Here is a 20,421-nt window from a genome sequence, read left to right on the forward strand (position 1 = left end):
AGGAGAACATCATGCTGCGCTTCGCCGTCGCCCCGAGCGGGTTCAAGGAATGCCTGGACGCCGAGGCCGTCGCCGAAGGGATCCGCGCCGGCATCCGCCGGGTGGTGCCCGCCGCGGCCATCGACACCATCCCGCTGATCGACGGCGGCGAGGGATCGGCGCGGCTGCTGGCCCGGTCGACCGACGGCGAACTGGTGCCGGTCACCGCCACCGGCCCGGTCGGCGAACCGGTGGAGTCGCACTTCGCGCTGGTCGGCGACACCGGCTTCGTGGAAATGGCCGCCGCCGCCGGGCTTTCCCTGGTGCCGCCGGGTCGGCGCGATCCCGGCGCGACGACCAGCCGCGGCGTCGGCGAGCTGATCGCCGCCGTGCTCGACGCGGGCGTGAAGAAGATCGTCATCGGCTGCGGCGACTCCGGGACCTGCGACGGCGGCGCCGGCGCGCTTCGGGCGCTCGGCGTTCGCGTGCTGGACTCCGACGGAGCGGAGATCGGCGACGGCGGCGCGGAACTGGTCCGCGCCCGGCGGCTCGACGCGACCGGGATGGACCCGCGACTGTCCGAAGTGGAGCTCGTGGTCGCGGTGAACCCGACGAACGTGCTGTGCGGGCCGGACGGCGTCGCGCGCCGCTACGGGCCGCAGAAGGGCGCCGCGCCGGAGCGCGTCGAGCAGCTCTCCGCCGCGATGCAGGTCTGGGCGGAAGTCCTGCGCCGGCACAGCGGAACCCGGTTCACCGACCTGCCCGGCGGCGGCGCCTCGGGCGGGCTCGGCGCCGGGCTGGCGGGAGTGCTCGGGGCGCGGCTGGCCTCGCGGTTCGACGTGTTCCTCGAGAGCAGCGACCTGGACCAGCGGCTGCGGGACGCCGACCTGGTGATCACGGCCGAGGGCGCGATCGACGCGTCCACCGCGCTCGGCAAGATCCCGACCGAGGTTGCTCGGCGGGCGAAGCGGCACGGCAAGCCGGTGATCGCCCTGTGCGGCACCATCGGCCCCGGCGCGGACGCCAGCTACGACCACGGGATCGACGCGATCACCGGCATCCTGACGGAACCGGTGGACCTGGCGGACGCGATCACCCGCGCCCCGGAGCTCATCGCGGACGCCACCGCCCGAACCCTCCGCATGCTCCTCGTCGGCCGCACCTTACGAGCGGCCTGACGCGGCCCGATCGGCCCGTCACCTTCCCCGGCCGCAATTTCCATTGAAATTGAACCTTCGATTTCAATGGAAATTGCGGATCCCCTGGGCGTCAGCGGCCCGCGGCGTAGCCCTGGGCTCCGCGGGCGTTCGCCGCCGCGCGCAGCAGGCCGGAGTCCGGGTCCCGCGAGACCGCCGACAGGCGGCCGAGCGCCCACGGCCCGGCGTCGAGCACGTCGTGGCCGCGGCGGCGGAGCTCGGCGAGGGTGTCGGCGCCGAGCCGCGACTCCGCGACGACCCGGCCGGGTTCCCAGGCGCGCGGGTAGAACGAGCCCGGGAACGCGCCGGTGTGCCAGGCCGGCGCGTCGATCGCCGCCTGCAGGTTCAGTCCACCGTGGACGTGCGCCAGCCAGAAGCACAACTGCCACTGGTCCTGCTGGTCGCCGCCGGGCGTGCCGAAGGCCATGGTCGGCACGCCGCCGCGCAGCGCCAGCGACGGGCTCAGCGTGATCCGAGGCCGCTTGCCCGGTGCCAGCGAGTTCGGCAGGCCCTCGTCCAGCCAGAACATCTGCGCCCGGCTGCCGAGGCAGAAGCCCAGTTCGGGGATGGTCGGCGAGGACTGCAGCCAACCGCCCGACGGCGTCGCCGAGATCAGGTTGCCCCACCGGTCGACCACGTCGATGTGCACCGTGTCGCCGCGGCTTTCGCCGGTCGGCGACACCGTGGGCTCGCCGATGCCGACGCCGCTCGGGTCCTTCTCGCCGTCCACGCCGCGCCCCTCGGCGACGTGCGCGGCCAGGATCGCGTCGCGACCGCCCGGCGAGCCGGGGCGCAGCTCCAGCGAGGCGCGGTCGCCGATCAGCGCTCGACGGGCGGCGGCGTAGTCGCGGGACACCAGGTCGGCGAGGACGCCGGGGTCGGCGGAGTCGCCGTACCAGGCCTCGCGGTCGGCGAAGGCGAGCTTGGCGGCCTCGACCGCGACGTGCACGGTGTCCGCGTCGGCGACGCCGTCGACGTAGTTGATCCGGTCGCCCTCCAGGAGGCGCAGCTGCTGCGCCAGCGCGGGGCCCTGGGACCAGATGCCGAACTTCGCCAGGGTCCAGTCGCCGGGGAGGTCGACGGTGAGCGGGGTTTCGTAGCCCGCCTCGAACTCCGCCATGTCCTGCGCGGTGATGACGCCCGCGTGGTCCCGCCCGGAGTTGTCCCGGTGCGGCGTGCGCACGAACTTCTCGACCGCCTCGGCGACGAAGCCGTGCGACCAGGCGCGGCGGGCCGCGTCGATCTGCGCCTCGCGGCCGGGCCCGGCAGCCTCGCCCTCCGCCAGCAGCCGCTCCCACGTGTCGGCCAGCACCGGGTTCTTGAGCACGCTGCCGGGCTTCGGCGCGGCGCCGTCGGTCAGCCAGAGCTGGGCCGAGCTGGGCCAGTGCTCGGTGAACATCGCGCGGACCGTGTCGATGGTCGTGCTGATCCGCTCCACGATCGGGAACCCGTCGCGGGCGTAGCCGATGGCGTACTTCAGCACCTCGCGCAGCGGCTTGGTGCCGTGATCGCGCAGCAACAGCAGCCAGCCGTCCCAGGCGCCCGGCACGGTGGTGGCCAGGAATCCGGTGCCGGGCACCAGGTCCAGGCCGAGCTCGTCGCGGTAGTGGCCGATGGTCGCCGCGGCGGGCGCCGGTCCCTGGCCGCAGAGCGCGCGGGGGCGCGGGTCGTCGGCGGTGGTGAACAGCGCGGGGACCTCGCCGCCCGGGCCGTTGAGGTGGGGTTCCACGACCTGCAGGACGAACCCGGCGGCGACCGCGGCGTCGAAGGCGTTCCCGTCGGCCTCCAGCACCGCCATGCCCGCCGCGGAGGCGAGCCAGTGTGTGGAGGCGACCATCCCGTGCGTGCCGGCGAGTTCCGGGCGAGTCGTAAACACGTCAACCACCTTAAGCGGACGCAACCCGTCCGAGCGATAGCCGAAGCGAAAACATCCCCTGCGCCCAGCCCAAGCCGCCCCGAGGCCCGAGCCGACAGGAGGGCTCCCGATTTCGCCTGGGAGGTCGTTTCAGAATGCTCCGCCCGGCTGATCCCGACGGCGCCCGGTTCCCGACACCGGCGGCGGTTTCGCGCGAAACCGCCAAGCGGCCCCACGTGAAGCGCCGGTTTCGCGCGAAACCGTCGCCCTACGCCTCAGCCGGCCACGCCCCCACGTGCCCGCGCACCATTCTGGATCGACGTCTGGAACCGGGAGGCGCTCAGGCGGGCGTGCCCGCGACCGGGGTTCGGCCGACGCCTCGCCAGGACAGGCCCGCGCGGCGCAGGACGTCCGGGTCGAGGTGGTTCCGGGTGTCGACCACCACCGGGCCGCGCAGTGCCTCGGCCACGCGGTTCCAGTCCAGCGTCCGGAACTCCTGCCACTCCGTCAGCAGCACCAGCGCCGCGGCTTCCTTCGCCGCCTGGTACGGGTCGTCCACCAGCTCCACCTCCGGCGGCAGCGCCTGCTCGTCGCCGCGCAGCCCCGGGTCGTAGGCGACCAGCTCCGCGCCGCGCTCCGCCAGCAGCCGCGCCACCTCCAGCGCCGGCGAATCGCGCAGGTCGTCGGTGCCGGCCTTGAACGTCAGGCCCAGCAGCCCGAGCCGCACCCCGTCGAGGGAGCCGCCGCAGGCGTCGGCGACCTTCGCCACCATCCGCTCGCGCTGCCGGGTGTTGGACGAGATGGTCGCCTGCAGCAGCGGGAAGTCGAAGTCCACGGCCTCCGCCACCTGCAGCAGCGCCGCGGTGTCCTTCGGCAGGCACGAACCGCCCCAGCCCGGCCCCGGCTGCAGGAACGACTGCCCGATCCGGCGGTCGTAGCCCATTCCCTCGGTGACGTCCGAGATGTCCGCGCCCAGCCGCTCGCAGAGCTCCGCGATCGCGTTCACGTACGAGAGCTTGGTCGCCAGGAAGCAGTTCGCCGCGTACTTCACCATCTCCGCGCTCGCGGCGTCCGTGAGCACCGTCGGGGCGCCGAGCCGCGCGTACAGGGCGGCCACCCGCTCGGCCGCGTCCTGGGTGTCCGAGCCGACCACGATGCGGTCCGGGTTCAGGAAGTCGTGCACCGCCGAGCCCTCGCGCAGGAACTCCGGGTTGCTGACCACCGCGACGTCCTCGCGGCCGACCAGCTCGCGCAGCCGCGCCGACGTGCCCACCGGCACCGTCGACTTCGTGACCAGCACGCATCCCGCGGGCAGCAGCTCGCGCACCTCGTGCGCCACCGCCTCCACGACGGCCAGGTCCGCCTTGCCGCCGGCCCCCATCGGCGTCGGCACGCACAGGAAGACCACCTCGGCCTCGGCGACGGCGGCCGCCGAACCGACCACGAACTCCAGGCGCCCGGCCGCGATGCCCTCCTGCACCAGCTCGGCCAGCCCGGGCTCGTGGATCCGCACTTCGCCGCGGGAGAGCTGCTCGACCTTCGCGGCGTTCACGTCGCTGCACACCACCCGGTGCCCCAGCGACGCCAGGCACGCGCCGGTCGTCAAGCCGACGTACCCGGTGCCAACAACGACGATTCGACGGGCGAACACAGTCCCCACACCCCTTCACCTCGCACGACCGTTCGGTCGTGGCCCCCTTGGGCATCGTGGCACATCGCCCGCACAGCGGAACCTGCATCGCCAAACGTTCACGCGCCGTACGTCCTGCGTGACGCGCCGGTGAACCGGCGTTTAGGCTCACCGGCCGTGGAGCAGCGACGTTTGGGCGAGTCCGGTCTGGTGGTCAGCGCGGTCGGTCTGGGTTGCAACAACCTCGGCCGCCCCGGCACGGCCACCGAATCCCTGTCCGGTGTTCGAGCCGTGGTGGACGCCGCGCTCGACGCCGGGATCACCTTCTTCGACGTGGCCGACGTGTACGGCTCGCCCCGCGGGCGCAGCGAGGAGCTGCTCGGGCAGGCGCTGTCCGGCCGCCGCGAGCACGCGATCATCGCCACCAAGTTCGGCATGGACATGCAGGGCGGCAACGGGCCCGACTTCGCGGCGCGCGGTTCCCGCCGCTACGTGCGGCGCGCCGTCGAGTCGTCGCTGCGGCGGCTGGGCACCGACTGGATCGACCTGTACCAGCTGCACCGGCCGGACCGGCTGACGCCGATCGACGAAACCCTCTCGGTGCTGGACGACCTGGTGCGCGAGGGCAAGATCCGCTACGTCGGGCACTGCAATCTCGCGGGCTGGGAGCTCGCCGACACGTCGTGGACGGCGTCCTCGGCCGGGCTGGCCGCGCCGGTGTCGGCGCAGAACCACTACTCGCTGCTGGCGCGCGAGGCCGAACGCGAGGTCGTGCCGGCCTGCAAGCGGTTCGGCGTCGGGATCATCCCGTACTTCCCACTGGCCAACGGGCTGCTGACCGGCAAGTACCGGCAGGACCAGGAGCCGCCGGAGGGCAGCCGGTTGGCGAACCGGAACCAGATGCTCGCCGACGCCCCGTGGGAGCGCATCGAGCAGCTGCGCGCCTTCGCGGAGGAGCGCGGCATCCCGATGACCGCGGTGGCGGTCGGCTGGCTGGCCGCGCAGGAGGTGGTGGGCTCGGTGATCACCGGCGCCACCACGCCGGAGCAGGTGCAGGCGAACGCGGTGGCGGGCGCCTGGCGCCCCACCCAGGCCGACCTGGACGCCATCGACGCGATCTGCCCGCCCACCGAGCGCTAGGCCCGGGGTAGCGCTCCGTCACCACCGTCGTCGTTTCCGCAGGTGGCGTCCGATTTCGCGAGAAGCCGACCGTCGCCGGGTGAACGTCGATTTCTCGCGGAATCGCGCTCCAGCCACGGCTTCGCGGGTCTTCGGACACCGTCGGTGATCGGCTTTTCGCTCGGACGGACCCGAGAATCGCACCGGTGGCAGACGCGGCGGCCCTGGCCAGCGGACCAGGCTCTGAACATGGAGCTGATCGGGATCGCCACACTGTTCGCCGGCCTCGCGTTGCTGGCCGCGCTGCCGCTGGTCGCGCTGCTGGCGTTCGTCGAGATGACTTCGCAACGACGGGTACGCCGCCATCACTGAGCGCGGGTTCGCCGCCTGTCCGTTCCGCGTCAGGTGCTGGGCACGACCGTTCCCAGGTGTTAGACATGCCGGGACACCAGCAACGAACGCAAAGGAACGAGCAGATGCTGATCACCGACACCGCGGCGATCGTCACCGGCGGGGCTTCCGGCCTTGGCGCGGCCACCGCACGAGCGCTCGCGTCGCGCGGCGCGCAGGTCTTCGCGGTTGACTTGCCGGACTCGGTGGCCAACGCGCCGGTCGTTGACGGGGTCACCTACACGGCCGCCGACGTCACCGACGCGGACCAGGTGCAGACCGCCGTCGACCAGGCGGCCGGCGCCGGGGTTCCGCTGCGGATCGTGGTGAACTGCGCGGGCATCGGGCCGTCGGCGCGGATCGTCGGCCGCAAGGGCCCGCACGACTTCGACCTGTTCCGCAAGGTCATCGAGATCAACCTGATCGGCACCTTCAACGTGCTGCGGCTGGCCGCCGCGGCGATCGGCCGGACCGACCCCGGCGAGCACGGCCAGCGCGGAGTGGTGATCAACACCGCCTCCGTCGCCGCCTTCGACGGGCAGATCGGCCAGGCCGCGTACTCGGCGTCCAAGGGCGGCGTGGCGAGCCTGACGCTGCCGGCCGCGCGCGACCTGGCGTCGTCGGGCATCCGGGTCATGACCATCGCGCCGGGCATCGTGGACACGCCGATGCTGGCGACCATCAGCGAGGAGTTCCGCACCGGGCTGGCCGAGAGCGTGCCGTTCCCGAAGCGGCTGGCCACGCCGGAGGACTTCGCGAAGCTCGCGCTGGACATCGTCGAGCACGACTACCTCAACGGCGAGGTCATCCGGATGGACGGCGCTCTGCGGATGGCGCCGCGGTAACGACCGGGTGATTGTGGCGTTTTCGCGCGAAAACGGCGCTCCCCACGCCTGCCGGGTGCCGTTTTCGCGCGAAAACGGCGCCCGCTCCACACGGTCGGGAGGTGCGTCGGAAAGCGATCCACCGGAGGATGAGCACCGGTTCAGGTGAACGCCGAAGGGAGCTCGATCATGGGCGCGGTCATGAAAGCCGTGCAGTACCAGCAGGTCGGGGCGGCGCCGGTGGTCGTCGAGGTCCCGAAGCCCGAGCCGGGCCCCGGGCAGGTGCTGCTGAAGGTGACCGCCGCCGGGATGTGCCACTCCGACATCGGGGTGATGAGCTGGCCCGCCGACAAGCTGCCGTTCGAGCTGCCGCTCACCCTCGGGCACGAAGGCGTCGGCACCGTCGCCGAGCTCGGGTCGGGCGTGCGGGGCGTCGCCGAGGGCGACTCCGTCGCGGTGTACGGGCCGTGGGGCTGCGGGGTGTGCTGGAAGTGCGCGCAGGGCAAGGAGAACTACTGCACCCGCGCCGCCGAGCTGGGCATCCGCCCGCCCGGCCTCGGCAGTCCCGGCGCGATGGCCGAGTACCTGTTGGTGAACGACGTCCGGCACCTGGTCCCGGTGGACGGGCTGGACCCGGTGCAGGCCGCGCCGCTGACCGACGCCGGGCTCACCCCGTACCACGCGATCAAGCGATCGCTGCCGAAGCTGGTCGGCGGCAGCACCGCGGTGGTCATCGGCGCCGGCGGCCTCGGGCACCTCGCGGTGCAGATCCTGCGCGCCACCACCGGGGCGCGGGTGATCGCGCTGGACGTGGCCGACGACAAGCTGGCGCTCGCCCGCGAGGTCGGCGCGCACGACGTGGCCCGCTCGGACGAGAACGCGGCGCAGAGCGTGCGCGAGCTGACCGGCGGGTTGGGCGCGGACGTGGTGCTGGACTTCGTCGGCATCGCGCCGACGGTGCAGATCGCGGCGCAGTCGGTCGCGGTGGAAGGCGACATCACCATCGTCGGGATCGCCGGAGCACCGCTGCCGGTCGGTTTCGGCCTGCTGCCGCACGAGGTTTCGGTGGCGTCGCCGTACTGGGGCTCCCGCGCGGAGCTGATCGAGGTCTTCGACCTGGCGCGGCAGGGCGCGCTGCGGGCGCACGTGGAGACCTTCGGCCTCGACGAGACGCCGGAGGTCTACGAGCGCTTCCACCACGGCCAGATCAAGGGCCGAGCGGTCATCGTCCCGTAACCCTGGGACCGTGTGTGTTTTGCGCTGCTATAGCAACACAAAACACACACGGATGCCCCTCCGCATCAACCGATCCGATCGTTGGCGAGCGCGAGCAGAAAAGACGGGTGCCCCGAACCGGTTTCGGTTCGGGGCACCCGTGCGCGTTGCGCGTCAGTACGGCCGGTCGGTGACGTTGCCGGTCGCGGCATCCCAGACGACGTAACCGTGCTGGAAGTCGCTGCGGCGCCCACCCGGGACCGCGTACTCGTCGCTGGTCGGGTAGCCCAGGTACGACCGCTCCCAGCCCACCTGCGCCCAGCGGTCCTTGATCGCCCCGCGGATCTCGTGCGCGCCGGTGCCCGGCGTCCAGTAGACCGAGCCGTTCGAGCGGTCGAAGTGGTTGTAGCGCCCCACCCCGTCGGGCGTGCCCAGCTCGTCGGTGCGCGGGTAGCCCAGCGGGCCGTTCTCCCACCCGAGCTGCGCCCACTTCGCCTTGATGAGGCCCCGGATCTCGTGCGCCCCGGTCCAAGGCGTCCAGTAGATGGAGCCGTCGGCACCGGCGAAGTGGTTGTAACGACCGGAACCGTCCGGTGTGGACAGTTCGTCGGTGCGCGGGTAGCCCAGCGCCCCGGCCTCCGCGCCGTGCTCACGCCACTTGTCCCGGATCATGCCCTCGATCAGCGACGCCTCGGTTGCCGGGGACCAGTACGCGGACTTGGCTCCGCGCGCGAACGCGGTCTGGCGCCCGCCGTCGGCGGCATCCTGCTCCAGCTCGTAGGCGCCGCCCAGCGGGCCCGCGTCGGCGCCGGCGGCCTGCCACTTCTGGTAGATCGCGCCCGCGGTCCAGTCGCCCATCAGCTCGGCCACCCGCTGCCGCAGCGCCGGGAGTTCCTGGTAGGCCAGGTCGCCGGGGCATTCGGTGTAGCCGACGTCGCGGTGGCCGTGGATCACCGGCAGGGTCACCGCGGTCCCGAGCGGGTACTTCGCGGACGATCCCCCGTAGCCGGACACCATCGTGACCTCGCCGAGCGGATCGCGGTAGTTGCCGGCGAGCTTCCACGCCAGGACCTGCGCCACGGATTCGAGCTGCGTCGCGCTCGGCGCCACCGAGGTGAACTCGCCGAGCATCGACACGCCGACCGTGTCCTTGTTGAAGCCCTGCGCGTGCGCGCCCCACACCGGGAGTTCCAGGCCGCCGTAGCGCCCTTCGAAGACCTGCCCGAACTTGTCGACCAGCACGTTGTAGCCGATGTCGCACCACTGCAGTTCGCTCGCGTGGTAGGCGTAGATGCCGCGCACGATGCGCGCGGAGTCGGCCGCGGTGTAGTCGTTGCTGCCCGCGGTGTGGTGGACGATCGCGGCCTTGACCGTGTCGCCGTACTCGACGCCGACGCCCTGCTGCTGGAAGCACTGGGTGCGCAGCGATTCGTCGGCGCCCCATTCGGCGCGGCTGATCGCGGTGGGCTTCGCGGCGGTGCTCGCGGCCTGCGCGGTCCCGGGGTCGATCAGCAGCACGGACACGGTTTTCGCGTCGACCGGGGCGCCGTCGGATTCGGCGCGCACCCGGATCGCGGTCGAGTCGCCGAGCCAGGCCGCTTCGCTCGCCTGGTTCTTGCCCGGTCGGCCGCGGTCCTGGCCGTCCACGGCGGGCAGCCGCAGCCACTCGCCCCAGGTGCCGTCGAGGTGCTGCGCCTGCACCTCGACGAGGTCCGGGTTCTTGCCGTTCCACCGCAGGGCGGCCATCGCGAACGGCTTGGACCGGCGGATCTCCCGCCCCTTGCCGGGGACTTCAGGTGCGGCGTCGGCGAGCGGCACGCGCTCGACGGACACCTTCTTCGACGGCGGCGCGGCGGTTGCGGACGGCGCTGCGGCACCCGCGGTCAGGACCACGATCAGCGCAGCAAGACATCGACGAATCACGCTACTCCCTTACCGAACGATCACGAACGGTCGCGGGGGGAAGCGGCGACCACGGAGATATTAACCCGATCAGACGAAAAAGCTAGTCCACAATGGTCACTGATAGTGCCAACTTCCCGCGGCGAACAGAGATCACCGCTCGCCGCGCCGGACGGCCGGCACAGTCGTCAGAGATCGGCGGCGTAGGGGATCTCGTTGGATGCTTCGGAGGTCATCCAGCGGCGGATCGTCCAGGTCGCCCGGACGTCGTCCTCGTTGTAGTCGAGGATCCGGTCGCGCTGGGACAGCACCGGCACACCGCCGCCGAGGCCCACCGCGTCGCGGTACCAGCGCATCGAGTTCTCGCCGCTGGCCTCCGCGTCCCGCCAGCCGAACCCGGCGCTCGGCGCGATCACCTTCAGGCCCTTGCCGTTCGGGCACAGGAACTGCTCCCGCACCGACGCGAACAGGTCGACCCACTCGGCCGAGCCGATGAACTCGCGCACCTCGGCCACCGATGGCACGCCCGGCTTGCCGGCGAACCGCTCGGCCGAGGCGAGCATCCAGCGGTTCTCCGCGAGCTCGTTGTAGCAGTAGGCGCGGAAGCTCAGGCCCCGCTCGTACGCGCGGCGGCGCACCGAGCCGAACCACGTCCAGAACTCCGCGAAGGACCGCGCCTCATCGTCGGACGGCAGCGGCTCCCAGCTGACGAACGCCCGGTAACCGGGCTCCTCGCCGATGTCCGCACCGGACAGCCAGCAGCCCCACAGGTAGGCCCCGGCGTCGGCGTAGCTCTCCATGTCCACGTCGACTTCCACGTCCGCGCGCGGCACCGACAGGTCGCGGACGCGCCGCACCAGCGGCAGGTTCCGCAGCCACGCCTTGGCGAGCAGGATCGCGTCGGTGTTGCGGACACCGGTCAGCGGCAGCGATTCCGCCTCCGAAAGCGGCATCGCGGCCAGTTCATCCACCGTGGACACACCGACCTCGCGCAGCGCCACCGCGTCCTCGCCGCGCACCACCAGGCTGACGTCCCGGCCCTCGCGCAGCTGGGACTCGCAGGTCGGCCACCACGGGCAGCCCTTGCACTCGTTGATCCGCGAAGGCAGCGCGAGCGGCTCCGCCTCCGCGGCGGCCGCCGAGGCCACCGCCAGGCGATCGGCGAACCGCGCCTCGTACTCGGCGATCGCGGTGCGGCCGCCAGGCCAGTTCGGCACGTCCAGGTAGTGCCAGACCACCACGTCGGCCTCGACGCCGATCACGCCGCCGAGGTTCGGCGCCGCGCTCATCCCGCACGCCTCCAGCAGCCGCAGGGCGTGCGCCAGGCGCAACTGGTCGCGGGGCTGCGCCCGCACCTTGCGGCCCTGGTCGATCCGGGCGGCCGCCGGCACCGGCCGGCCGATCGGCGACACCCGGGCACCGCTGCCCGGATCGGTGATCTTGTGGCGCACCACCAGCACCGGAACGTAACCGTCGCCGCTGCGCACCAGCAGGTCGACCGAACCGCGGCGGCCGCCGGCGGGGTCGGCGGGCAGCTGGGCGGCGGAGATGTAGGGCGTGCCGGCGCGCATCGCGGCGAGCGTGAGCTCCTCGCGGGCGGCCGCGGCCCCGCGCGGGATCTCCGCCCAGTCCTGGCCGAACGCGTTGCCCAGCAGTTTCGCGACGTACCGGCGGTGTTCCGCGGCATCGGCGATGCGCTGCTCGATGCCCAGATCCATCTGCGCGGGCGGTTCGTCCTGCGCCGGATCGTTCTCGAGGTGCACGCGTCGACGGCACCGTGTTACGACGCCCGCGTCGAGCAGCACCTTCTCCTTCACGTGTGAAGCGTATGCCGTCGCTCCGACAGACGCGCCCATCACCCCGGTGACATGCCTCCGAGGCGACTACCCACCGTGCCCGAACAGGCGCAGCTCGAAGTCGTGCCGCCCGAGGTCCGGTCTTAAGGTGATCGCAACGCCAACGCAGGACGGGGAGGTGTCGGCCGCGGTGAGGAAGCGCACGACCGGACGCGGGGTCCGGAAGACGGGCACGAGAGGCTCCCGCAAGGCCGTCAAGGCGGCGAAGAAGGCGGACAAGAAGGCCGCCAAGGCGATCGAGAAGGGCGAGCACGGGCGCATCACCCCGGGCAACGCCAAGAAGATCATCGGAGTGGCCAAGGTGGTCGGCCCGGTGATCGCGCCGTTCGCGATCCACGCGGTGGCGGTGGCGCGCGAGCGCTACGAGCGGATGCGCGCGCATCGGCTCGGCGTGCCGGTGGACCAGCTGGGCAGCTTCACCGGCCGGGGCGCGGCGCTGCACGCGCGGATCGCCGGCGACGGCGAAGCGCTGCGCGAGCTCCGCGAGCAGTCGGCGAGCGGCGAGGAGGCGGCCGTCGCGGAGCAGTACGCGGAGCGGACGGCGACGCGGCTGGCGCAGCTGACGAGCGCCGTGCGGGCCGCGGAGCGGATGCCCGCGCAGCGGCGGAAGTCCGCGCACCGCGCGGTCGACGCGGAGCTCGGGCGGATCGAGGACGACCTGCTCAGCCGCTTCGGCGTCGCCAGGCCCCGGCGCTGAACCCCCTGCCGCATGCCGCAAGCCTGTTCCGGCTCCCGGCATGCCCCGGGGCTTTGGGCGTGAATGCGGGTGACCCTCGCTTGGGTCACCGTCCGCAATTTCAATGGAAATCGAACCTCTGATTTCCATTGAAATTGCGGACCCGATCGGCCCGGACCCGTTCGGTCGCGGGTGCCCCTCTCCTCCGGTCAGCGGCCTGCGGCTTCTCCGCCGGGGAGCTTCACCAGGCCCTGCTGGACCATCCACTCCCTCGCCACGTCCGCCGGGTCCCGGCCGTTGACGTCCACCTGGGCGTTCATCTTCAGCAGTTCCGCGTTCGTCAGCTTTTCCGACACCGGCTCGAAGACCGACGTGATCTGCGGGTAGCGCTGGAGGAGCTCGTCGCGGGTCGTGATGCCGAGGTTGTACCTGGGGAAGAACTGGCGGTCGTCCGCCAGGACCTTCAGGTTCAGCGCCTGGATCCGCCCGTCGGTGGTGAACACCTCGCCGAAGGTGCAGGTCCCGTTCTGGGTGGCCTGGTAGATGCTGCCCTCGGTCAGCACCTTCATCTTCGACCGGTCCGCGGTGAAGCCGTACTCCTTCTCCACCCCGGGCATGCCGTCGTTGCGGCTGGCGAACTCGGTGTCCACGCAGAACGAGGCCTCGTCCGGCTTCTCCGCGATGATCTTCGGGAGCTCGGAGAGCTTCTCCACGCCCAGCCGCTGCGCCGCGTCCTGGTTGACCGCGAACGCGTACGTGTTGTCCACGTTGTAGGTGATCGCCGTCCAGGCGACGCCGTTGCGCTCCAGGTCCAGCTTCTTGACGGCCTCGTACTGGGCGCGGGCGTCCGGGATCGGGTCGGTGTTGCCGTTGTAGCTGATCCAGGACGATCCGGTGTAGTCCCACAGGATGTCGATCTGACTGCTCTCCAGCGCCTTCCGAGCGCTGGCCGAGCCGACGATGCTGGTCAGGTCGCGGACGTCGGCGCCTGCCGCGGACAGCGCGAACTCGGCGATGTAGCCGAGCACCAGCTGCTCCGTGAAGTCCTTGGAGCCGACGGTGATCGTGACGCCCTGCAGCTCCGGCACCGGCCGGATGGTTCCCGGTGCCACCGCGAGCGGCACCGAGCCGCCGGAGCTGAGCCCGCAGCCGGTCAGCAGCACGCCCGTCACCGCCACCGAGGCCAGCTTGAACGCGTCGCGGCGCGACATCTTCCGGTTCATCGCAACCCCCTCGGCGACAGGTACGTCTCGGCCAGCGCGCCCAGCCAGTCGACCAGCAGCGCCAGCGACATCGCCAGCACCGCACCGACGACCATGACGGTCCAGTCGTTCAGCTTGTACCCGGTGTTGATCATCTCGCCGAGCCCGCCGGCGCCGACGAACAGCGCCAGCGTCGCGGTGCCGACGGCCAGCACCAGCGCGGTGCGCAGGCCCGCCAGGATGTAGGGCACCGCCAGCGGCAGCTCGATGCGCGCCAGCACGCCCGTCGCCGACATGCCGATGCCGCGGCCCGCGTCGATCAGCGAGGGATCGACCTGCTGCAGGCCGACGATGGTGTTGCGCAGCACCGGGAGCAGCGCGTAGAAGGCGATCGGCAGCACCGCGATCCAGAACCCGGTCGCGCCGCCGGTGATCAGGAAGAACAGCACCAGCAGGCCCACCGAGGGCGCGGCCTGGCCGATGTTGGCCAGGCCGATGACCAGCGGCACCGCCCGCCGCGCCCAGCTGCGGCTGAGTACCACGCCCAGCGGCACCGCCACCACGACGACGATCACCGCGACCGCGAGGCTGAGCAGGAAGTGCGTCCAGGTCAGGCTGAGGATCGTGGTCGAGTTGATGCTGCGCGCGGTCACCTCGTCGTTGTCCTGGCTGAACGCCCAGCCCAGCACCCCGGCGACCAGCGCCACGACCGCGATCGGCTGCGCCAGCAGCCGCAGCCGCTCCGCCCTGCGGGACCCGGAGTCCGAAGCGAACTGGCTGCTCATGACTGGTCCTCGGTCGGTTCGTCGTCGGCGTGCTCCTCGCGCAGCGCCTTGATCGTGTTCATCACCGTGTCGATGTCGACCACGCCGACGTACTCGCCGCGGGAGCCGGTGACCACCGCGACGCCGTCGTCGTCGGTGAGGATCGCTTCCAGCGCGTCCTGCAGCGTCGAGGCCAGCGCCACGCTGTCCTCCACCGGCCGCCCGGCGCGGTCCAGCGTGGCCACGGCGCCGGCCTCGCGGGCGGTCGCCCAGCGCAGCGGGCGGTTGCGCTTGTCCAGCACCAGGCCGATCGCGCCGCGGCGGGTGCCCAGGCGCTCCTTCAGCACCGCGGGCGACTCGTCGATGGTCGCCGTCGGCACCTGGCCCACCTCGATCTCGCGGACCCGCCGCAGGGTGAGCTGCTTGAGCGCGGCACCGGCGCCGACGAAGCCGGCCACGGTGTCGTCCGCCGGGTTGGCCAGGATGGCCTCCGGCGTGTCGTACTGCAGGATCTTGGAGCGATCGCCGAGCACCGCGATCCGGTCGCCGAGCTTGACCGCCTCGTCGAAGTCGTGCGTCACGAACACGATCGTCTTGCCCAGCTCCGCCTGCAGGCGCATCAGCTCGTCCTGCAGGACCCCGCGGGTGATCGGGTCCACGGCTCCGAAGGGCTCGTCCATCAGCAGCACCGGCGGGTTGGCCGCCAGCGCCCGCGCCACGCCGACGCGCTGCTGCTGACCGCCGGAGAGCTGCCGCGGGTAGCGGCCGCGGAACTCGCCCGGGTCGAGGTTGACCAGGTCGAGCATCTCGTCGACCCGCTCGCGGATGCGCTTCTTGTCCCAGCCGACCAGGCCGGGCACCATGCCGACGTTCTCGCCGACGGTCAGGTGCGGGAACAGGCCGGCCTGCTGGATCGAGTAGCCGATCTCGCGGCGCAGCTTGTCCGGGTCGAGGCCGAGGACGTCCTGCCCACCGATGGTGATCTTGCCGGACGTCGGCTCGATCAGCCGGTTGATCATCCGCATGGTGGTGGTCTTGCCGCTGCCGGACGGCCCGACCAGCACCACGGTCTCGCCGGCCGGGATGGTCATGGTCACCGACTCCACCGCGGACAGCTTCTGCCCCGGGTAGCGCTTGGAGACCTCTTCCAGGCGGATCTCGACGCCGTGCCCGCCGGCGGGGGTGTTCTTGTCGTCAGCCACGAATACCTCTCGATGTCGTCAACCGCCCGAACAGCACGAAGAGGGCGTCCAGCAGCAGCGCCAGGATGATCACGCCGACGGTGCCGGCGATGGCCATGTTCAGCGCGTTCGCGCCGCCCAGCTGGCTCAGGCCGCTGAAGATCAGGTTGCCCAGGCCGGGGCCCTTGGCGTAGGCGGCGATGGCGGCGATGCCCATCAACATCTGGGTGCTCACCCGCATGCCCGCGAGGATCGCGGGCCAGGCCAGCCGCAGCTCGACGCGGGTCAGCACGCCGAACCGGCTCATGCCGATGCCGCGGGCCGCGTCCAAGATCGGCTGGTCGACTGTAGACAACCCGACGATCGTGTTTCGGATGATCGGCAACAGCGCGTACAGCACCAGCGTCACCACCGACGGCGCCACGCCCAGCCCCAGCACGGGGATGAGCAGGCCGAACAGGGCGAACGACGGGATGGTCAGGATCGCGCTCGAGAGAGCGGTGGCGATCGCCGCCCCGGCGGGGCTGCGGTAGACCGCAACCCCGACCAGGACGCCGACGATCGTCGCCAGCACGATGCACTGCACCACCATGCTGGCGTGCTGGTAGGAATCCACCAGCAGCGATTGCCACCTGGATGCGACGTAGTCCAGGAAGTTCACGCTAGTTACTCTTTTCCGCCGGCAGGCGCCGTCGCGGTGGCCTCGCTCTCGTCGGCCTCGGCCGGCGTGGTCACCAGCTGGAACTCGCCGTCGTGCTCCTCGGTACCGGCGATGACCGCCTGTTCGAGCACCTCGGCGCCCTTGGCGTCGCGCAGCGTCACGTCGTCGCTGCGCAGGTCCTTGAGCAGGGCCACGCACATGAACACCATGACGATGGCGAACGGGAGCGCCGCGATGAAGGTCAGCTTCTGGATGCCGTCCAGCGCCTTCTCCTCATCACCACCGGCGCTGCCGATGACCAGCATGATCGCGGCCACGGCACCGGTCGCGGCACCCCAGAAGATGACCACCCACTTGCTGGGCTCGATGGCGCCCCGCTGGGACAGCGTGCCCATCACGATCGACGCGGCGTCGGCACCGGAGACGAAGAAGATCGCCACCAGGACCATCACCAGCACCGAGGTGACCGTGGCCCACGGCATGGTGCCCAGCACGTCGAAGGTCTGAGCCTCCGCGTTGCCCTCGCCGTAGACGTTGGCACCCGCCTTCTGGGCGTCGATCGAGGCACCGCCGAAGATCGCGAACCAGATCAGGCTGACACCGCTGGGGACCAGCAGCACGCCGGCGACGAACTGCCGGATCGTGCGGCCGCGGCTGATGCGGGCGATGAACATGCCCACGAACGGCGTCCACGAGATCCACCAGGCCCAGTAGAAGATCGTCCAGCCGGCCAGCCAGTCCTGCATCTCGTCGCCACCGGTGGCGCCGGCGCGCGAGGCCATCTCGCCGAACTCGCTGAGGTAGGACCCCACCGAGGTGGGCAGCAGGTCGAGGATGAACACCGTCGGGCCGACGACGAACACGAACAGCGCCAGCACGCCGGCCAACACCATGTTGATGTTGGACAGCCACTGGATGCCCTTCTCCACGCCCGACACCGCGGACAGGATGAAGCACACCGTCAGGATGGCGATGATCGCCACCAGGACGGTGCTGCCGGCCGAGTCCTTGGCCAGCCAGCCCGCGCTCTCCAGACCGCTGCGGATCTGGAGGGTGCCGATGCCCAGCGAGGCTGCGGAACCGAACAGCGTCGCGAACAGCGCGAGGATGTCGATCGCCTTGCCGAGCGGCCCCTCGGCGTTGCGCTTGCCGATCAGCGGCAGGAACACGGCGCTGATCGTCTGGCGGCGCCCGCGGCGGAAGGTGCTGTAGGCGATCGCCAGACCCGCCACGGCGTAGATCGCCCACGGGTGCAGCGTCCAGTGGAACAGCGAGGTCGCCATGGCCGTCTTGATGGCCTCTTCGCTCTCCGCGGGGGACGTCCCCGGTGGCGGATCGACGAAGTGGCCCAGCGGCTCGCTAACGCCGAAGAACATCAAACCGATGCCCATACCGGCGCTGAACATCATGGCGATCCAGGAGATCGTCCGGAACTCCGGCTGCTCCCCGTCCTTGCCGAGCGGGATCCGGCCGAACTTGCTGAAGGCCAGGTACAAGGCGAAGATGACGAACCCGGTGGCCGCGAGCACGAAGCCCCAGCCCGTGTTGGTCAGCAGCCAGTCCAGTGCCGTCTTCGACGCGGTGCTCAGCGAGTCGGTGCCCACCGCACCCCAGAGCACCACGACGAACATGATGGCCGCGGTGACTCCGAACACGACCCAGTCCGTGCGCGGTTTCCCGAGGAACTCGGGGCTTCCTGTCAATCCAGTTGTATGGTGACCCTCGGTGGGGTCACCGCTTTGTTTAGTTTCGGTCGACACAGGTTTCGGCGCCGACTTTCGGCGACGCCCCCTCCTCTCCGTCGTCAGTTACGACGATCTGGAACTAAGTGGCCGGCAAATGTGCAGCTGGTAGCTCCGGACCGTCTGCAACCCGTAAACCGTGACCCAATCGGGTGAACAAGGCAAGCTCACCTGCGGTCAGCGTGGCCGAACCGACACCTAGACTTGGCTGCCGTGGCAGCCGGAATCAGACCTACGCAGGGCGCGTTGCGCGTCCTGCGCGGTGCCGGTTTGGCCACCACGTCGGCGTCACTGTCCGTGGCCGCACACGCGGCCGCCGGGGGGTCGTTACCCGATCCGGGTACAACCTTGGTGATCACCGGCCTGTTGGCCGGTGCCGGTGTGGCACTCGCTGATCGCAAGCGCGGGTCGTGGGGCATTCTAGGGGCCTTGAGCGCCAGTCAGCTGGCACTTCACGTATTTCTCCAGCTCGTGGCGTCCCACCAGGACGGCCTCGGGTACGCGGGGATGCGATTCTCGCCGCTGGTCATGACGCTCGGGCACGCCGTCGTGGTGCTGCTGACCGGGCTCGTGATGGCCCGCGCCGAGCGGGCACTCTTCGTAGTCGCGCGCCTCCTCGGATCCATCCTGCCCCGCAGGTCCACCCCACTACCGGTGGTTGCGCAGCCGCGCACGGTGTGCGTCGTCGTGGTCACGGTGCGTACCCTGGCGCAGCTGATCTACCAGCGCATTCATGCCCGTCGTGGGCCGCCGGAATCTCCTGCCGCCGGCGGCGATCACGTGGAATTCGCCACCTGATCGTTGCCCTTTCGTCATTTCGTCGCGTATCCGCGCGCGCGAATAGCTCGAAACGCAGGAGATTCAAGTGAACATGTCGACAAATCGATTCGCGGTTCGATCCGCGGCGCTGACCGCTGCTTGCGGGATTGTTGCGCTAATTGGCGCAGGCACGGCGTCCGCGCACGTTTCCGCACAGCCCGGCGAGGCGGCCAAGGGTGGCTACGCCAAGGTCGCGTTCCGGGTCCCGAACGAGCGGCCGAACGCCGGAACCGTGCAGGTCAAGGTGAACCTGCCGGAGCAGTACCCGCTGAGCTCGGTGCGCACCAAGCCGATGCCGGGCTGGACCGTCGAGGTGGAGCGGGTCGCGATCGCGCCGGTCGAGGTGGCGGGCGCGCAGGTCACCGAGACTGTGCGCAGCATCACGTGGACCGCGCAGCCGGGCAACCGGATCGGGCCGAACGAGTTCAACGAGTTCGAGGCGACGCTCGGCGCCCTGCCGACCAACACCGACGAACTGCTGCTGCCCACCACCCAGACCTACGACAACGGCGAGGTCGTGAACTGGGACGCTCCGACGCCGCCGAACGGCGAGGAGCCGGAGCACCCGGCCCCGACGCTCAAGCTGGTCGAGGAGGCCGAGGAGGGGCACTCGCACGGCGGGAGCTCGGACGGCCAGGAGGCCGGCGAACAGCCCGCCGTCGCCGGTGACGACACGGCCCGCTGGCTGGGCGGTGCCGGACTCCTGGTCGGCGCGCTCGGCCTGGGCGTGGGGGCCGGTGCCCTCGCGCGCAGCCGGAACGCCGGACAGGCTGCGAAGCAGCAGGAATCCGAGAAGGACGAGTCGTGAAGCGGTTGATGGCGATCGCGGTGCTGGCGCTGGCCGCGCTGCTCGGTGGCGCGGGCACGGCGCTCGCGCACAACGTGCTGGTCAGCAGCGACCCGCCGGAAGGCGCTCAGCTGGCCACCGGGCCCCGTGAGGTCCGGTTGACCTTCGATCAGCCGGTGCGCACCGGCGAGGGCTACAACACGGTCAACGTGGTCGGCCCGGACGGCACGTACTGGACCGACGGGGAGGTGCGGGTCGAGGGCAATTCGGTCGTCGCACCGGTCCGCGAGCTCGGTCCGGCGGGTGTCTACACGGTCGGCTACCGGGTGCTGTCCAACGACGGCCACCCGGTGCCCGGCAAGGTCACCTTCACGCTGACCGCACCGGGCAAGGGCACGCCGGCCCCGGCCCCGCAGAACGCGGACCAGCCCGGCCAGCAGGCGGAGTCGGCGGAGTCCGGCGGCACGCCGATCTGGCCGTGGATCGTGGGTGCGGTGGTCGTGGTCGCCCTCGGCCTCGTCCTCGCCCTACGCCTGGGCAAACCGAAGAACTGACGCCCGGGCAGATCGACGGCTGAAGGGCACCTCCGACCAGGTTCACCACCCGATGAGGTGGGTTCTTCC

The 20,421-nt window shown here is 71.2% G+C and carries 18 protein-coding genes; 9 read left to right on the top strand and 9 right to left on the bottom strand.

The window, feature by feature from the left end:
• Positions 1-11: 11 nt before the first annotated feature.
• Entirely contained in the window at positions 12-1,157 is a 1,146-nt protein-coding gene (locus E1288_RS01100) for a glycerate kinase family protein (RefSeq protein ID WP_235883250.1), read from the top strand.
• A 91-nt stretch (positions 1,158-1,248) separates the two neighbouring features.
• On the opposite strand, the gene E1288_RS01105 is transcribed toward E1288_RS01100, so the two are convergent.
• Entirely contained in the window at positions 1,249-3,051 is a 1,803-nt protein-coding gene (locus E1288_RS01105) for a gamma-glutamyltransferase family protein (RefSeq protein WP_132479357.1), read from the bottom strand.
• Positions 3,052-3,370: 319 nt separating this feature from the next.
• Positions 3,371-4,681, bottom strand: a complete 1,311-nt coding sequence (locus tag E1288_RS01110; RefSeq protein WP_132479569.1) for a UDP-glucose dehydrogenase family protein — start codon at positions 4,679-4,681, stop codon at positions 3,371-3,373.
• 156 nt (positions 4,682-4,837) lie between these two features.
• On the opposite strand from E1288_RS01110, the gene E1288_RS01115 reads away from it, so the two are divergent.
• The 4 genes from E1288_RS01115 to E1288_RS01125 all read left to right on the top strand — a co-directional run bounded on the left by E1288_RS01115 (position 4,838) and on the right by E1288_RS01125 (position 8,229).
• Positions 4,838-5,800, top strand: a complete 963-nt coding sequence (locus E1288_RS01115; protein ID WP_132479359.1) for an aldo/keto reductase — start codon at positions 4,838-4,840, stop codon at positions 5,798-5,800.
• A gap of 228 nt (positions 5,801-6,028) precedes the next feature.
• Complete coding sequence (locus tag E1288_RS49755; protein ID WP_268951781.1) at positions 6,029-6,151, top strand: hypothetical protein; 123 nt, start codon at positions 6,029-6,031, stop codon at positions 6,149-6,151.
• 104 nt (positions 6,152-6,255) lie between these two features.
• Complete coding sequence (locus tag E1288_RS01120) at positions 6,256-7,014, top strand: SDR family NAD(P)-dependent oxidoreductase (RefSeq protein WP_132479361.1); 759 nt, start codon at positions 6,256-6,258, stop codon at positions 7,012-7,014.
• A gap of 168 nt (positions 7,015-7,182) precedes the next feature.
• A complete protein-coding gene (locus E1288_RS01125) occupies positions 7,183-8,229 on the top strand; it encodes an NAD(P)-dependent alcohol dehydrogenase (protein ID WP_235883251.1) in 1,047 nt (348 codons plus the stop codon).
• Positions 8,230-8,382: 153 nt separating this feature from the next.
• On the opposite strand, the gene E1288_RS01130 is transcribed toward E1288_RS01125, so the two are convergent.
• Both E1288_RS01130 and E1288_RS01135 read right to left on the bottom strand, forming a co-directional pair.
• Positions 8,383-10,131 (bottom strand): N-acetylmuramoyl-L-alanine amidase, encoded by a 1,749-nt coding sequence (locus tag E1288_RS01130; RefSeq protein WP_235883252.1) that lies wholly within the window; start codon positions 10,129-10,131, stop codon positions 8,383-8,385.
• Between the two features lie 167 nt (positions 10,132-10,298).
• Entirely contained in the window at positions 10,299-11,927 is a 1,629-nt protein-coding gene (locus E1288_RS01135; protein ID WP_132479363.1) for a TM0106 family RecB-like putative nuclease, read from the bottom strand.
• A gap of 169 nt (positions 11,928-12,096) precedes the next feature.
• Here E1288_RS01135 and E1288_RS01140 point away from each other — a divergent pair, with 169 nt between their 5' ends.
• On the top strand, positions 12,097-12,663 hold the full coding sequence (locus E1288_RS01140) for a DUF6474 family protein (RefSeq protein ID WP_235883253.1): 567 nt from the start codon (positions 12,097-12,099) through the stop codon (positions 12,661-12,663).
• Positions 12,664-12,851: 188 nt separating this feature from the next.
• Here E1288_RS01140 and E1288_RS01145 read toward each other — a convergent pair whose 3' ends face one another.
• Genes E1288_RS01145 through E1288_RS01165 form a run of 5 tightly spaced genes read right to left on the bottom strand, consistent with a single transcriptional unit; the run spans position 12,852 to position 18,153 of the window.
• On the bottom strand, positions 12,852-13,865 hold the full coding sequence (locus tag E1288_RS01145; protein ID WP_235883254.1) for a glycine betaine ABC transporter substrate-binding protein: 1,014 nt from the start codon (positions 13,863-13,865) through the stop codon (positions 12,852-12,854).
• The gene (locus E1288_RS01150) at positions 13,862-14,629 is read right to left on the bottom strand and encodes an ABC transporter permease (RefSeq protein ID WP_132479367.1); all 768 of its coding nucleotides are present in this window, start codon (positions 14,627-14,629) and stop codon (positions 13,862-13,864) included. The genes E1288_RS01145 and E1288_RS01150 overlap by 4 nt, the downstream gene beginning before the upstream one ends.
• Positions 14,626-15,810 carry an ABC transporter ATP-binding protein gene (locus E1288_RS01155; RefSeq protein WP_132479369.1) on the bottom strand — a complete coding sequence of 395 codons (1,185 nt, stop codon included), beginning with the start codon at positions 15,808-15,810 and terminating at the stop codon, positions 14,626-14,628. Before E1288_RS01155 ends, E1288_RS01150 begins: the two co-directional genes overlap by 4 nt.
• Positions 15,803-16,450, bottom strand: a complete 648-nt coding sequence (locus E1288_RS01160) for an ABC transporter permease (RefSeq protein WP_093260758.1) — start codon at positions 16,448-16,450, stop codon at positions 15,803-15,805. The genes E1288_RS01155 and E1288_RS01160 overlap by 8 nt, the downstream gene beginning before the upstream one ends.
• 5 nt (positions 16,451-16,455) lie before the next feature.
• Positions 16,456-18,153, bottom strand: coding sequence for a BCCT family transporter (locus E1288_RS01165; RefSeq protein WP_132479371.1), 1,698 nt, complete (start codon positions 18,151-18,153; stop codon positions 16,456-16,458).
• A gap of 468 nt (positions 18,154-18,621) precedes the next feature.
• On the opposite strand from E1288_RS01165, the gene E1288_RS01170 reads away from it, so the two are divergent.
• The 3 genes from E1288_RS01170 to E1288_RS01180 all read left to right on the top strand — a co-directional run bounded on the left by E1288_RS01170 (position 18,622) and on the right by E1288_RS01180 (position 20,352).
• Positions 18,622-18,990: a hypothetical protein gene (locus tag E1288_RS01170; protein WP_132479373.1), complete on the top strand. Its 369-nt coding sequence runs from the start codon at positions 18,622-18,624 to the stop codon at positions 18,988-18,990.
• A 73-nt stretch (positions 18,991-19,063) separates the two neighbouring features.
• Complete coding sequence (locus E1288_RS01175; RefSeq protein ID WP_132479375.1) at positions 19,064-19,819, top strand: YcnI family copper-binding membrane protein; 756 nt, start codon at positions 19,064-19,066, stop codon at positions 19,817-19,819.
• Complete coding sequence (locus E1288_RS01180) at positions 19,816-20,352, top strand: copper resistance CopC family protein (protein ID WP_132479377.1); 537 nt, start codon at positions 19,816-19,818, stop codon at positions 20,350-20,352. Before E1288_RS01175 ends, E1288_RS01180 begins: the two co-directional genes overlap by 4 nt.
• Positions 20,353-20,421: the final 69 nt, after the last annotated feature.

The sequence above is a fragment of the Saccharopolyspora elongata genome, from assembly GCF_004348985.1.
In the GTDB taxonomy this organism is placed as follows: Bacteria; Actinomycetota; Actinomycetes; order Mycobacteriales; family Pseudonocardiaceae; genus Saccharopolyspora; species Saccharopolyspora elongata.